We start from the raw sequence: 14,137 nt of genomic DNA on the forward strand, positions 1-14,137 counted from the left end.
CCCGGTGACGAAGGATCCCGGTTCTGCACGCCCCGAGCCCCGACACGAGGCAACGAGCGCGCGAAGAGCACAGCGAGGGGCGTACCGGGTTCTACAGGAGGAGCCGAGACGCCGGCGAGGAACGAGCCAGGCGAGGGCGACGACGAAGAATCCCGGTTCTGCACGCCCCGAGCCCCGACGCGAGGCAACGAGCGCGCGAAGAGCACAGTCAGGTCTTGCGCAGGCGGACCCGCTGGACGCGGTGGTCGTCGCCCTTGTACAGGACCAGGGTGGCGCGGCCTCGGGTCGGGCGGATGTTCTCCACCAGGTTGACCTCGTTGATGGTGCGCCACGTGTTGGCCGCGAACTCCACGGCCTCCTCCTCGCCGATGGTCGTGGCCATGTGGTGGAAGTAGGAGCGCGGGTCGGCGAAGGCGGTGCGGCGCAGCTCCCGGAAGCGGTCGAGGTACCAGTTGCGGATGTTCTCGACCCGGGCGTCGACGTAGAGGGAGAAGTCGAAGAAGTCGGCCACGGCCAGGTGTCCGGCGGTGGCGGACTGGAGGACGTTGATGCCTTCGACGATGAGGATGTCCGGCCGGCGGACGGTCTGGCGCTCCCCGGGGACGACGTCGTAGGCCAGGTGGGAGTAGACGGGGATGTCGATCCGCTCGGCGCCCGCCTTCATCTCCGACACGAAGCGCACCAGCGCGCGCCGGTCGTAGCTCTCGGGGAAGCCCTTGCGGCGCATCAGCCCGCGCGACTGGAGCACGTCGTTCGGGTAGAGGAAGTTGTCCGTGCTGACCAGTTCCACGTCGGGGTGGTTGGGCCACTGGGCGAGCAGGGAGCGCAGGAGACGCGCGGTCGTGGACTTGCCGACCGCGACGCTGCCCGCGACGCCGATGATGAAGGGGGAGGGCCGGTCGGCCTCCCCCAGGAAGGCGCGGACGGCGGCGTGCCGCTGCTGTGTGGCGCCCACGTAGAGGTTGAGCAGTCGCGACAGGGGCAGGTAGACGTCCCGCACGTCGTCCAGGGACGTGGGGTCGGTGGTGCCGCGCAGAGCGGCCAGGTCCGCCTCGGTCAGGGACAGCGGCGTGGACGCGCGCAGGGCCGCCCAGGCGTCCCTGTCGAGCTCCACGTACGGCGAGGAGACGCCGTTCTTCGTCGCGTAAGACACGGTTGACCACCCTAGACGAGGCTCCGGAGCGCACCTGGCAGCCGGTCCCCCCTAGCCCCTCGCCTGGGGCGGGAACGTGCTCGAAACCACACGTTCACGTGGCCGACCCGGAAAAAATTCTGCCGGGCCCGGGAGTGACGAGCGGGGATCCACTCTGCGTGAACACCCTGCCCCCGACCTGCGCGGTCTACCCCCCATACACCAAATGGTCTATACCGTTACCTGCGAAAACGACCAGTGGTATGGGGCACTGGTTGGTCGATTTACCGTCCGCTTTCACCTACGCTGGCGCTCATGTGCGGAATCGTTGGCTACGTCGGGCCGCAACCGGCGCTTGAGGTCGTCGTGAACGGCCTCGCGAGGTTGGAGTACCGCGGATATGACTCCGCGGGTGTCGCTGTGCAGGGCGAGGGCGCGCTGCACACCGAGAAGCGGGCGGGCAAGCTCGCCAACCTGCGCCAGGCCCTGGAGAACCATCCGATGCCCGGGGACGGCGCGGGCATCGGGCACACGCGTTGGGCGACCCACGGCGCACCCAACGACGTCAACGCCCACCCCCACGTGGACAACGACCACCGGGTCGCGGTGGTGCACAACGGCATCATCGAGAACTTCGCCGCCCTGCGCGTCGAGCTGGAGGACCTGGGCTGCAAGTTCACCTCCGAGACCGACACCGAGGTCACCGCCCACCTGCTCGCCACCGAGCTGAAGCGGCGCGGCGACGGTGACCTGCCCGCGGCCATGCGCGCGGTGTGCCGCCGCCTGGAGGGCGCGTTCACGCTCGTGGCGACCTCCGTCGACGACCCCGGCCTGGTGGTCGCGGCCCGCCGCAACTCGCCGCTGGTCGTCGGCCGGGGCGAGGGCGAGAACTTCCTGGCCAGCGATGTCGCGGCGTTCATCGCGCACACCCGCGAGGCCGTCGAACTGGGCCAGGACCAGGTCGTGGAGCTGCGTGCGGACTCCGTGGTCGTCACGGACTACGACGGCAACCCGGTCGAGGTGCGCGAGTACCACGTGGACTGGGACGCGTCGGCCGCCGAGAAGGGCGGCTACGACTACTTCATGCTCAAGGAGATCGTCGAGCAGCCGCAGGCGGTGGCCGACACCCTCCTGGGCCGCGTCACGATGGACGGTCAGCTGACCCTCGACGAGATGCGGCTGACGCCCGAGGAGCTGCGCACGGTCGAGAAGATCGTCATCATCGCGTGCGGCACCTCCTACCACGCGGGGCTGATCGCCAAGTACGCCATCGAGCACTGGTGCCGCATCCCGTGCGAGGTCGAGGTGGCCAGCGAGTTCCGCTACCGCGACCCGATCCTGAACCAGCAGACACTGGTCATCGCCATCTCCCAGTCCGGCGAGAGCATGGACACCCTGATGGCGGTGCGCTACGCCCGCGAGCAGCGCGCCCGGGTGCTGGCCATCTGCAACGTCAACGGGTCGACCATCCCCCGCGAGTCGGACGGCGTGCTGTACACGCACGCGGGCCCGGAGGTGGGGGTCGCCGCGACCAAGACCTTCCTGACGCAGCTGGCGGCGTGCTACCTGATCGGCCTGTACCTGGCGCAGGTGCGGGGGCTGAAGTTCGGCGACGAGATCAACGCGGTCATCGCGCAGCTGGCCACCATGCCGGAACAGGTCGAGCGGGTCCTGGACACCGTGGGCCCGGTGCGGGACCTGGCGCGGTCGCTGGCCGACGCCGACACGGTGCTGTTCCTGGGCCGCCACGTCGGGTACCCGGTGGCCATGGAGGGCGCGCTCAAGCTCAAGGAGCTCGCCTACATGCACGCGGAGGCGTTCGCGGCGGGCGAGCTGAAGCACGGCCCGATCGCTCTGATCGAGGACGGCCTGCCGGTCGTCGTGGTGGTGCCGTCGCCGAAGGGCCGCGGCGTGCTGCACGACAAGATCGTGTCCAACATCCAGGAGGTCCGCGCACGCGGCGCCCGCACGATCGTGATCGCCGAGGAGGGCGACGAGTCGGTGCGGCCGTACTCGGACGTGCTGATCGAGATCCCGGCGGTGCCGACCCTGCTCCAGCCGATCGTGTCGACGATCCCGATGCAGGTGTTCGCGTGCGAGCTGGCCCTGGCCAAGGGCAACGACGTGGACCAGCCGCGCAACCTGGCCAAGAGCGTCACCGTGGAGTAGCCCTCCACCGGACGGGGAACGGGGTGCGCCCGGGGGAGTTCCGTCCCCACCGGGCGCACCCCGTTCGCGCTCTCGGGGTGTGCCCGCCGGTCCGGGGGGTCGCTCCCGGAGGAAGCGGCCTCCGGGAGCCATCGCTCAGCGGCTCCGGGCGGCGGCGCACTCGTGCGCGGCGTGTGCGGCGGCCACGTCGGCGTGGGTGGTCAGGAGGCAGCGCAGCGACAGGACGTCGAGGATCCGCGACAGCTGACGGGGCGGGGAGGCCAGGACGAGGTGGTGCCGCGCCTTGGTCGCGGTGTGCAGGGCGGCGATGAGGGCGTTCACCCCGGAGGCGTCGATGAACTCCACCGCGGACAGGTCCGCGATCACGCACCCGTCGGCCGCCGCGCCCGCGAGACGGGCGTACACCTGGTCCGCCGTGGCCAGGTCGATCTCACCGTCCAGTTCGACGACGGTGGTCCCACCGCACGCGAACCGGTTCCGCTCCGTGTCCAGCACGGCCACGCCTCGCTCCCGGGCTCGGATGGAAGAGAACTCTCATCAAGGCGCCGCCGGTCAAATACCGACATGCGCTGACAGCCTACTCCGCCCGAACGGCAACGCCGATGTCCCATGGAGCCATCGGATGACCGTTATCCGGCCTGGACGGGGCGTATTTCAGTCTTCACCACCACAAACCGCCCAAACGATCTTTCCTTCGCCCCGGACCGGATCCCATCCCCATGTCCGACTGAACGCGGCGACGAGCCCGAGCCCGCGCCCCGATTCGGCGAAATGGTGCGCTTCCACCTTCACCGGACCGTGTTCGACCTGATCAGCGACCATGCACACCACCTGACGCCGCTCCCTGAGCAGCCGGAACTGCACGAGAACGCGCGTTCCTTCCGGGGACCGTCCCCGCGGAACGGCGTGCCGGCAGGCGTTGCCGACGAGCTCGGAGACGACGAGGCGCAGATCCTCGGCGACCTCCACGAGGCCCCATTCCCGCGCCGTGCCCGTCGCGAGCTCACGCGAGGAGCGGACCGAGTCGGGTGTCGCCTCGAAGGCCCGGGCCACGGCCTCCGGCGTGCGCGCGCACTCCCCCACGTCGAGACGGGTCAGCGTGTGATCCCACCAGCCACCCAGGCACTCGCCGTTCGCCTCGGCGAGCGAAGGGCGGCTCCAGGTTGCCTCGGAGTCGAGTTCCGAAGACACCAACTCTGCGTTCATCACGGTCCTCACGAGGTGATGTCGGTTCACGCGGCCCTGTCTGACGTGGTCAACGTCGCTTACATCTGTAAGCCACGGATGCACGTGCAGAGTAACGATTGGCAAGACTATAGGACGAAGCGGCCCAAACGGTAGGTCCCCGGAGAAGAATTCACGCGTCGGTACACACGATTACACCGGACGCGGTGGCGCAGTTCCGGCACACGAACTCAATGCCGACAACCCTGTGCACTTCCGTGACCTCTGGGTATACTGAGCGGTCGCCAGCGCCGACGCCGCTACAGGGAGGGTGACGTGGTCGCCGACCGGGCAGAGAATATGCAGGTCACTCAGGATTTCCTGGCGAATTCCAGCGGTGGGCCCACCGTGCTGCGCATTCTGCTCGGCAGCCAGCTCAGACGCCTGCGCCAGGCCAAGGGCATTTCCCGCCACGACGCCGGGTACGCCATCCGCGCATCGCACGCCAAGATCAGCCGGATGGAGCTCGGTCAGGTCAGCTTCAAGCCGCGCGACGTGGATGACCTGCTCAAACTCTACGGAGTGGATGACGCCGGGGAGCGCGAGGCGCTCCTGGGCCTGATCTCCAGCGCCAACGCCCAGGGCTGGTGGCACCAGTACGGCGACGTCCTCCCGCAGTGGTTCGGCGTCTACATCGGACTGGAGGAGGCGGCCTCCGTCATCCGTACCTTCGAGGTCCAGTTCGTGCCGGGCCTGCTCCAGAGCGAGGACTACGCCCGCGCGGTGATCCGCCTGTCGCGCACGGCCACCTCCGACGATGACGTGACCAACCGCGTCAGCATGCGCATGCACCGCCAGCGCCGTTTCGTCGAACCCCACGCGCCCCGCCTGTGGGCGGTCATCGACGAGGCGGTCCTGCACCGCCCCTACGGCGACATCGACGTCATGCGCGGCCAGATCGAGCATCTCATCGAGATGGCGCGGCGGCCCAACATCACCATCCAGGTGGCCACCTTCGCCATGGGCGGCCACGCCGCGGCGGGCGGCCCCTTCAGCATCCTGCGCTTCCCCACCCCGCAGCTGCCCGACGTGGTCTACCTGGAGCAGCTGAGCAGCGCCCTGTACTTCGACAAGTACGACGACACCCACCGCTACGCCCTGACGATGGACCACCTCGCCACCCAGGCCCCTCCGCCGAACGAGACCGAGGGCATCCTCCGCGGCTTCCTGGAGCGTTACTCCTAGGGAGCCCTCCCCGGCTCTCCGCCGACGACCGGCCGGTGATCGGCCGGTGATCGGCCGCGCACTCCTTCGCCCCCGGGACGGACTCACCCGCCGACCCGGGGTTCCGTCATGGCGGACAACACGGGGCCGACAGTGATGGTGGTCACACCGCTTTCCGGTCAGGTTGTTCCCACATGACCGATTTCGGCCACGACTCAAGAACGATCCTCCGGGAGTGAACCGTTCGGCGTTCCGACACATAAGCCATGACGTGCGACGACACCGGCGAGTGACCCCCGGTTCCCCCTTATGTACTTACCGATGTAATCACGTCTGCACGTGCATGAGCTACGCTTTGGGCCGCACCAAGGACGAGACGAACCCGCACGGATCATGGGCCACCCCTGTACTCGGGGCCCGATCCTCCCGGCGAGAGCCCTATGGTTCGGCACGGCGGGCGCGACGCGCCGGACGGTCGCGTACGGACACCCGCCCACGAGTCCCCGAAGTTCCAGGAGGTTGACATGCACTCGATCTACAACGGCGTTCCCGCCACCGACCTGCCGGACGTCACCTGGACCAAGAGTAGCTGGAGCAACCCGGAGGGCAACTGCGTGGAGATCGCCGCCCTCCCAGGCGGGGACTTCGCCGTGCGCAACTCCCGCGACCCGAAGGGCCCCGCCCTCGTCTACACCACCGCCGAGATCGAGGCCTTCGTCAAAGGCGCCAAGACCGGGGACTTCGACACGCTCATCGCCTGAACCGGCGCCTGACCCCTGGTCCCGGCGCCTCCCCGTGAAGGACCACGGGCACGGGCACGAGCCGGTCCCCGGACCGCCTCGGCACCGTTCCCGCCGCCCCCACCCGGGCCGCGCGCCCGGCCATCCCCGCTTCCGGTCCCCTCCCCCACACACAGACCTGCCCCGGAAGCGTCCAGGCCGTCGACCGCCATCCCATCCCATTCCCGGCGGTCGCCGTCCACGGCCCGGACGTGCGTGGAGCCCGGCACCGCGAACGGTGCCGGGCTCCGTGTCCTTCACCCCCGGTCGCCTACAGGCGGGTGGGGTCCACCAGCCCGTTGGACTCCACGGGCGCGTTCTCCCACGGGAAGTGGGTCGCGCCCAGCGCGGGCTTGAGGTCGAACAGCCAGGCCGCCTTCTCGTCGTACTTGGCGAAGAAGGGCTTGCCGACCAGCTCGGGGTCGCGCGCCTGGATGAAGTGCAGGACGAACACCTTCTCGCCCGCGACCTCGGTGACGCCGTCCACGCACACCTTGCCCGGGGTCGCCGACATCGACGGACCGCGGACGGTACGCGCCAGGCCGGACACCTTCTGGTACGCGCCCCGGAAGATGTCGTAGGCCTCGGCCAGCGGCACGGCGAAGTAGTCCTGCGGCCCCGTGTCACGCTCGACGAACATGTAGTAGGGGACCATGCCGTGGCGCAGGTGCGTGCGCCACATGCTCTCCCACGTGGCCGAGTCGTCGTTGATCGTGCGGATCAGCGGGGCCTGGGTGCGGATGACGGCGCCGGTCCCGCGGATCCGGCGCACGGCCTCCTGGACGAGCTCCGGCTTCATCTCGTTCGGGTGAGAGAAGTGCGCCATGAACGCGAGGTTCTTACCCGAGGCGACGACCTTCTCGAACAGGCGGAGGGTGTCGTCGGCGTCCGGGTCGGTCACGAAGCGCTGCGGCCAGTAGGCCAGCGCCTTGGTGCCGATGCGGATGGCCTCGAGGTGCTCGATCTCCAGCAGCGGCTCGATGTACTTGGAGATCACCCCCTCGCCCATGATCATCGGGTCGCCACCGGTGAAGAGGACGCTGGTGACCTCGGGGTGCGTCCGCACGTACTCGACCAGCTGGTCGACCTCGCCGGAGGCGAACTTCAGGTCGGCGTCACCGACGAACTGGGCCCAGCGGAAGCAGTACGTGCAGTACGCGTGGCACGTCTGGCCCTGCTTCGGGAAGAAGAGGACCGTCTCCTTGTACTTGTGCTGGACACCCGGAATGGGCTCCTCGTTGCCCGCCTTGGGCACGTTGAGGTCCATCTGTCCCGCGGGGTGCGGGTTCAGGTTGGCCCGGATCTGGTTGGCGGCCTCGTTCAGCTCCTTGCGCGAGGCCCCGGAACGGATCAGGTCGGCGATCCTGGCGACATCGCCAGAGGGCAGCATGTCGGCCTGCGGGAAGACGAGCCGGTAGATCGGATCGTCCGGCGCCGCGTCCCAGTCGATCAGCTCGTCGATGACATAGCTGTTGACCCGGAACGGAAGCACGTTGGCCACCGCTTGCACCGCGAGCCGCTCGTCAGCGGCGAGACCAGCTCGCGCCGTGAGCTCGTCGAGGTGTTTCGTCGTGTAGGCACGAAACCGACGTCCGGCGGACGGGGACAGTGCCGCGTCTGGCGTTACGCTCACGCCTCTCCTCTCCTGCATGTAGGCAGGGCCGCGGCGGAGCACCGCCGGGCAGCCCTGATCAGGCGGGTCCGGTGTGCGCGGACACCGGTGGACCACCTGGTACGGAAATTCAATGTGTAGTCACACGGATCCGGACCTCGGCTGAAGCCCGGACCAGCAAGCGGGTATACCCCGACATGGGGTTTTGTACCCATCAAGCGCAATATCCAGCCCTGACCTGGACATACGGGAAGTATCCTCGCATGAGGATACGAACCTGCCGAACTCAGACGTCCATCCGGCGACCCGATACCGTGTCTGCTGGCCCGCCGCGCGCGAGGCGACCACGCGCGGCACCGGCACCGCCCCGCACCAGAGGACCTGCGCGAACACCGGGCAGTCCGCGCGCCCGCCCACCGACCCCACCCGTGAAGGACGAACCAAGTTGAGTGGCACATCCGACGCGGACGTGGACGCTCACGTCGTACCGCGTACGTCTCCGCCGACCATCGCGGTGGACGCGATGGGGGGCGACCGAGCCCCCGGAGAGATCGTCCGGGGCGCGGTGCTGGCCGTCCGCGAGCTGGGGCTGCGCGTCGTGCTGGTGGGGCGGCGCACGGAGATCGCGACGCTGCTCGCCGAGGAGAACGCGCTCCGCGACGTCCCCGTGGTGCACGCCGAGGACAGTCTGGCGATGCACGAGGGCGCGCTGGCCAGCTGGCGGCGGCCCCGGTCCAGTGCCGCCGTCGCCTGCCGGCTCATCCGGCGCGGTGACGCCGACGCGCTGGTCTCGGCCGGTTCGACGGGTGGCGTCGTGGCCACCTCGACCGTCCGCCTGCGCACGCAGCCGGGGGTGCTGCGCCCCGCCCTGGCGGTGACCCTCCCCACCGGGGAGACGCCGACGGTACTCGTGGACGCGGGCGCCAACGCCGACGCCAAGCCGGAGATGCTGGTGCAGTTCGCCCACCTGGGGTGCGCGTACGCCCACACGGCGTTCGGCGTGGAGCGGCCCCGGGTGGGAGTGCTCACCATCGGCTCGGAGCCGGGCAAGGGCAACAAGCTCGTGCGCCGGGCCACGGAGCTGCTGGCGGCCACCGCCGAGGACTCCCAGACCATGGACTTCCAGGGCAACGTCGAGGGCCACGACCTGCTGGCCCGGAAAGTGGACGTGGTCGTGACCGACGGGCACACGGGGAACGTGGCTCTGAAGTCGGTGGAGGGAACGGCGGCGTTCGCGATGGAGGCCTTCCGCGACGCGCTCACCTCGTCCGTGGCCGCGAAGGCGGGCGCGTTCCTGCAGCGCCGGGCGCTCCGGGACCTGCGCGCGCGGCTGGACAGCGAGACCTACGGCGGGGCGGCGCTGCTGGGACTCAACGGCACCGTGGTGATCGCGCACGGCGACAGCCGCGCCCAGGGCGTGGCCCGCGCCTGCCAGCTCGCGCACGACCTGGCCGTGGGGCGGATCGGTGAGCGGATCCGCCGTCGCGTGCACCACCGTCCCCCGAACTGGCTGCACCGACTGGCCCAGTCCGAGGAGCGCTGACCGGGACGGACCGAGGCGAGACGTGCGTCACACCGGCCCGTGTCACAGGGTCCCGGGCTTCCTCGTCCCAAGGGGTGTCACCACCGACGAGCACGGAGGAGCACACCATGGACGCACGACTGGACATCCTCGCCGTCCCGAGCGCCGGCAGGGCGCTCAAGGACCTGCCCCTGCCGACCAGGACGCGGGAACTGGTGGAGCTGCGCGTGAGCCAGATCAACGGCTGCGCCGTCTGCGTCGACATGCACACCAAGGAGGCCGCCGCGGCCGGGGAGACCGCGCTCCGGCTGAACCTGGTCACGGCGTGGCGGGAGGCCACGGTCTTCACCGAGGCCGAGCGCGCCGCCCTGGAGTTCGCCGAGCAGGGGACCCGGGTCGCGGACGCGGGCACCGGGGTCGGCGACGAGGTGTGGGCGAACGCCGCCGGGCACTACGACGAGGAGCAGCTCGCCGCCCTCACGCTGCTGGTCTCCTTCATGAACGCGGTGAACCGGATGAACATCATCACCCAGCGGCCCGCCGGCGACTACGTGGCCGGCCAGTTCCACTAGGCAGTGTTTTTTGGGTCCTCCGCTTCGCTTCGGACCGTGTTCGGGCACCCCGAAGGCAGGGATTCTTCATCCTCGTCCTCGCCTGTCGCTCGTTCCTCGCCACGCGGCTCGACTCGTCTCGCAGAACCCTGCCGGCGCCCGAACGGCACCCCCTCGGGTGACCGTTCCAAAAAACAGGCCCTAGACGGAGCCACCGATCGGCCCGGTGTCCCCCGAGGGCGCCGGGCTCCGGGCATGGAGGGGATACGGCGTGGACGAGGTCGAGGAGTTCGAGGAGCTGCGGCCGCTGCTGTTCTCGATCGCCTATCGGATTCTGGGCAGTGTGGGGGAGGCCGAGGACGCGGTGCAGGAGACGTGGCTGCGCTACGACGGGTCGGCCACCCGGCCGACGTCGGCCAAGGCCTTCCTGGCGACCACGGTGACGCGGATCTCGATCGACGTGCTGCGTTCGGCACGGGTACGGCGTGAGGAGTACGTCGGGCCGTGGTTTCCCGAGCCGCTCCTGAGCGATCCCTACCAGGATCCGGCGCGGACGGTGGAGCTGGCCGACTCGGTGTCGATGGCGGCGCTCCTGCTGCTGGAGCGGCTCAGCCCGCTGGAGCGGGCGGTGTTCGTGCTGCGGGAGGTGTTCGCCTTCGGATTCGACGAGATCGCCGCGACGGTGGGGCGTTCGGAGGCGGCGTGCCGACAGTTGCTGGTCCGGGCGCGGCGGCACATGGAGGCCGGGAGGCCGCGGTTCGCGGCGGATCGCCGGGAGCGGCGGGAGCTGGCGACGCGGTTCTTCGACGCGCTGGAGGAGGGCGACGTCGGCGGACTGCGGGAGCTGCTGACCGCCGACGTGCGGCTGGTCGGGGACGGCGGCGGCAAGACCCCGCAGCTGGCCAGGGCGATCGTGGGCGCGGAGAAGGTGGCCCGCCTGCTGGGCACGGTCTTCCCCTGGCTGTTCCGGATCGACGTGTCATGCGAGCCGCACGAGGTCAACGGACAGCCCGGCGCGATCTTCCGCGACCGGGACGGCGGGGTCCTCTCCATCATGGCCCTCGACGTGCTCGACGGGCGGATCCAGGCCATCCGGTCCGTCGCCAACCCCGACAAGCTCGACCACCTCGGTCCCGTCGCCGACGCCTGGTCCGTCGACCGCGAGGTGAAGCGGGCCCGCAGGGAGGGGAGCTGACATCCGCCCTCCCGGAGAACCGCCGAGACCGGCCGGGAGGGCCTGGGACGGTCGGTACGCTTGTGGCATGGCCGACCCGCAGGAAGTACTCTCGCGACGGGTCCAGTCCGCCCTCGGCGCCGCCTTCGGCCCCGAGTTCGCCGACACCGACCCCGTCATCCGCCCGTCCCAGTTCGCCGACTACCAGGCGAACGCCGCCCTCGCCCTCGCCAAGCGACTGGGCCGAAAGCCGCGCGAGGTCTCCGCGGCGATCATGGAGCACCTGGACGTGGCCGACGTCTGCCGCGACGTCGAGGTCAGCGGGCCGGGCTTCATCAACCTCACCCTCCGCGAGGACTGGATCGCCGCCCGGACCCGCGACCTGCTGGACGACCCCCGTCTGGGCGTCCCCGAGCAGGAGTCGCTCAACATCCCGGTCGACTACTCCGCGCCCAACGTGGCCAAGGAGATGCACGTCGGGCACCTGCGCACCACCGTGGTCGGCGACTCCCTGGCCCGCACCCTGGAGTTCCTGGGCCACAACGTCATCCGCCAGAACCACATCGGTGACTGGGGCACCCCCTTCGGCATGCTCATCGAGCACCTGCTGGAGGTCGGCGAGGACTCCGGCGACGCCGACCTGCTCACCACCGACCCCAACGCCTTCTACCAGGCGGCCCGGGTCAAGTTCGACTCCTCCGGCCCCGACGCCGACGACTTCGCCCCCCGGGCGCGCCGCCGCGTGGTCGCCCTCCAGGGCGGCGACGAGGAGACGCTGCGGCTGTGGCGCAAGCTCGTCGGGCTGTCCCGCGTCTACTTCAACAAGGTCTACGCCAAGCTCGGCGTGACGCTCACCGACGATGACCTGGCCGGTGAGAGCACGTACAACCACATGCTCGCCGACGTGTGCGACGAGCTGGAGACCAAGGGCATCGCCGAGGTCAGCGACGGCGCCCTGTGCGTCTTCCTCGACGAGTTCACCGGCCGCGAGGACAAGCCGGTGCCGCTCATCGTCCGCAAGAGCGACGGCGGCTACGGCTACGCCACCACCGACCTGGCCACCGTGCGCCACCGCGTGGAGGACCTCAAGGCGAACCGCATCCTGTACGTGGTCGGCGCCCCGCAGGCGCTGCACTTCAAGATGGTGTGGGCCACCGCGCGCGAGGCCGGATGGCTGCCGGACGGCGTGGAGACCACCCACGTGCAGATCGGCAACGTGCTGGGCAGCGACGGCAAGATCCTGCGCACCCGCAGCGGTGCCCCGATCCGGCTCATGGCGCTGCTGGACGAGGCCGTGGAGCGCGCCGCGGCGGTCGTCGCGGAGAACCGCCCCGACCTCAGCGCCGAGGAGCGGGCCGCGATCGCGGACAAGGTCGGCATCGGCGCGGTGAAGTACGCGGACCTGTCGGTCTCGCACGACACCGAGTACACCTTCGACTTCGACCGCATGCTGGCGCTGACCGGCAACACGGGCCCCTACCTCCAGTACGCGCAGGCGCGGATCCGCTCCATCTTCCGCAAGGGCGGGTTGGACCCGGCCCAGGCGCGCGGCCAGATCGCCGTCGCCGAGGGCGCCGAGCGCGACCTCGCGCTGAAGCTGCTGGCGTTCGGCGGGGTCGTGGCCCAGGTCGGCGACCTCCTCCAGCCGCACCGCCTGTGCGCGTACCTGTTCGACCTCGGCCAGGCGCTCACGGCGTTCTACGAGCACTGCCCGGTGCTCACCGCCGAGACCGAGGAGCAGCGCGAGTCGCGGCTGGCACTGGTCGCGGTCGCGCTGCGGGTCCTGGTCCAGGGTCTGGACCTGCTGGGCGTGGAGGCTCCCGAGCACATGTAGCCGCCGCGTCCGGCGCGCCGTTCGACACGCCGCGTCAGGGACCACCGGGAGGCCGGGGCCGGAGGGCTCCGGCCTCCCGTGCGTCCGAGGGGCTCCCTGTCGTCGGTTCTCCCGGGTGTGCCGTGGCCGCTTGTGGCCGCACTTCCTCCCGAACCGCTCATGGCGTGTGTCGTCCCTCGTCAGAAGGGGTGTGTCCGTTCCCGCCCGGGTGGGAGTCGAATGTCTCGCGCCCACCGGACCGAAACCCCTCAAGCCGGGTCGGCGCCCCACCTACTGTGGGCAAAAGCCACATAAGCGACAAATGGGAGATTTCGTATGGCTGACTTCCCCGCCGAGGTGGGTCCAGGGCCTGGGACCTGGTACCTCGACCCTCTGCACTCCAGCCTGATCTTCGTCGCCCACTACCTGCGCTTCGGCCGAGTGCAGGGGACCTTCGGCCAGGCCGAGGGCTGGTTCGACATCGGCGAGGCTCCGGCCGACTCCTCGGCGGAGGTCGTCCTGCGCGCGGACAGCGTCAACACCGGTGTGGGCGCCCGTGACGCCCACCTGCGCTCCGCCGACTTCCTCGACGTGGCCCGGTACCCCGAGATCCACTTCGCCTCCACCGGGATCGAGCCCGGCCGCCGGGGGCGGCACGCCTTCCTCCTCCACGGCGACCTGACCATCCACGGCTCCACCGCCCCGGTCACCCTCGACGCCCGCTGGGTCGGCGACGCGCCGGACCACGCCTCCCCCGACGACACCCACGGCCACTTCTTCTCCGCGACCGCCCGCGTCCGGCTCTCCGACTTCGGCGTGGGCGACGGCGGAGACCTGCCCTGGGGCGGACGCCTGATCGGCGACGACGTCGACATCGTCCTGGAGGTCCGCGTCCAGAACCAGGACCCCGCTCCCTTCCTGGAGCGGATCGGCCACACCACCTCCTGAGCGGGGGATCAGACGCGCCGGATACCCTGGCGAGGCCGGGGTGAGGGCT

The 14,137-nt window shown here is 70.1% G+C and carries 12 protein-coding genes; 8 read left to right on the top strand and 4 right to left on the bottom strand.

The features are described 5' to 3' along the window. Nucleotides 1-208: 208 nt before the first annotated feature. Nucleotides 209-1,114, bottom strand: coding sequence for a type I pantothenate kinase (gene coaA, locus KIK06_RS18995; protein WP_017601920.1), 906 nt, complete (start codon nt 1,112-1,114; stop codon nt 209-211). 333 nt (nt 1,115-1,447) lie between these two features. On the opposite strand from coaA, the gene glmS reads away from it, so the two are divergent. Next, entirely contained in the window at nt 1,448-3,301 is a 1,854-nt protein-coding gene (glmS, locus tag KIK06_RS19000) for a glutamine--fructose-6-phosphate transaminase (isomerizing) (protein WP_083924394.1), read from the top strand. 135 nt (nt 3,302-3,436) lie between these two features. Here the strand turns inward: glmS and KIK06_RS19005 are convergent, their stop codons facing one another. Further along, complete coding sequence (locus KIK06_RS19005; protein ID WP_017601922.1) at nt 3,437-3,802, bottom strand: STAS domain-containing protein; 366 nt, start codon at nt 3,800-3,802, stop codon at nt 3,437-3,439. A gap of 153 nt (nt 3,803-3,955) precedes the next feature. Beyond that, nucleotides 3,956-4,507: an ATP-binding protein gene (locus tag KIK06_RS19010; RefSeq protein ID WP_017601923.1), complete on the bottom strand. Its 552-nt coding sequence runs from the start codon at nt 4,505-4,507 to the stop codon at nt 3,956-3,958. A 318-nt stretch (nt 4,508-4,825) separates the two neighbouring features. Between KIK06_RS19010 and KIK06_RS19015 the strand changes: the two genes are divergently transcribed. Further along, nucleotides 4,826-5,710 (top strand): helix-turn-helix domain-containing protein, encoded by an 885-nt coding sequence (locus tag KIK06_RS19015; RefSeq protein ID WP_268644538.1) that lies wholly within the window; start codon nt 4,826-4,828, stop codon nt 5,708-5,710. Nucleotides 5,711-6,213: 503 nt separating this feature from the next. Next, nucleotides 6,214-6,450: a DUF397 domain-containing protein gene (locus KIK06_RS19020; protein WP_026128203.1), complete on the top strand. Its 237-nt coding sequence runs from the start codon at nt 6,214-6,216 to the stop codon at nt 6,448-6,450. A gap of 289 nt (nt 6,451-6,739) precedes the next feature. Here the strand turns inward: KIK06_RS19020 and KIK06_RS19025 are convergent, their stop codons facing one another. Beyond that, nucleotides 6,740-8,101 (bottom strand): KamA family radical SAM protein, encoded by a 1,362-nt coding sequence (locus tag KIK06_RS19025; RefSeq protein WP_268644541.1) that lies wholly within the window; start codon nt 8,099-8,101, stop codon nt 6,740-6,742. Nucleotides 8,102-8,525: 424 nt separating this feature from the next. Between KIK06_RS19025 and plsX the strand changes: the two genes are divergently transcribed. The 5 genes from plsX (at nt 8,526) to KIK06_RS19050 (ending at nt 14,088) form a co-directional block, all read left to right on the top strand. Then, nucleotides 8,526-9,623 (top strand): phosphate acyltransferase PlsX, encoded by a 1,098-nt coding sequence (plsX, locus tag KIK06_RS19030; RefSeq protein ID WP_026128205.1) that lies wholly within the window; start codon nt 8,526-8,528, stop codon nt 9,621-9,623. A 107-nt stretch (nt 9,624-9,730) separates the two neighbouring features. Beyond that, nucleotides 9,731-10,174: a carboxymuconolactone decarboxylase family protein gene (locus KIK06_RS19035; protein ID WP_268644544.1), complete on the top strand. Its 444-nt coding sequence runs from the start codon at nt 9,731-9,733 to the stop codon at nt 10,172-10,174. Nucleotides 10,175-10,424: 250 nt separating this feature from the next. After that, nucleotides 10,425-11,348, top strand: coding sequence for an RNA polymerase sigma-70 factor (locus KIK06_RS19040; RefSeq protein ID WP_268644545.1), 924 nt, complete (start codon nt 10,425-10,427; stop codon nt 11,346-11,348). A 67-nt stretch (nt 11,349-11,415) separates the two neighbouring features. After that, the gene (gene argS / locus KIK06_RS19045) at nt 11,416-13,161 is read left to right on the top strand and encodes an arginine--tRNA ligase (RefSeq protein ID WP_268644546.1); all 1,746 of its coding nucleotides are present in this window, start codon (nt 11,416-11,418) and stop codon (nt 13,159-13,161) included. A 315-nt stretch (nt 13,162-13,476) separates the two neighbouring features. Beyond that, nucleotides 13,477-14,088 carry a YceI family protein gene (locus tag KIK06_RS19050; RefSeq protein ID WP_268644547.1) on the top strand — a complete coding sequence of 204 codons (612 nt, stop codon included), beginning with the start codon at nt 13,477-13,479 and terminating at the stop codon, nt 14,086-14,088. Nucleotides 14,089-14,137 lie beyond the last annotated feature (49 nt).

Origin of the sequence: Nocardiopsis sp. EMB25 (genome assembly GCF_026797795.1) — a bacterium.
In the GTDB taxonomy this organism is placed as follows: Bacteria; Actinomycetota; Actinomycetes; order Streptosporangiales; family Streptosporangiaceae; genus Nocardiopsis; species Nocardiopsis lucentensis.

Bases quoted from the DNA above. Each gene is read 5' to 3' on its own strand.
- KIK06_RS19020 (WP_026128203.1), top strand. From the start codon at position 6,214: ATGCACTCGATCTACAACGGCGTTCCCGCCACCGACCTGCCGGACGTC.
- argS (WP_268644546.1), top strand. From the start codon at position 11,416: ATGGCCGACCCGCAGGAAGTACTCTCGCGACGGGTCCAGTCCGCCCTC.
- glmS (WP_083924394.1), top strand. From the start codon at position 1,448: ATGTGCGGAATCGTTGGCTACGTCGGGCCGCAACCGGCGCTTGAGGTC.
- KIK06_RS19015 (WP_268644538.1), top strand. From the start codon at position 4,826: ATGCAGGTCACTCAGGATTTCCTGGCGAATTCCAGCGGTGGGCCCACC.
- KIK06_RS19035 (WP_268644544.1), top strand. From the start codon at position 9,731: ATGGACGCACGACTGGACATCCTCGCCGTCCCGAGCGCCGGCAGGGCG.
- KIK06_RS19010 (WP_017601923.1), bottom strand. From the start codon at position 4,507: ATGAACGCAGAGTTGGTGTCTTCGGAACTCGACTCCGAGGCAACCTGG.
- KIK06_RS19050 (WP_268644547.1), top strand. From the start codon at position 13,477: ATGGCTGACTTCCCCGCCGAGGTGGGTCCAGGGCCTGGGACCTGGTAC.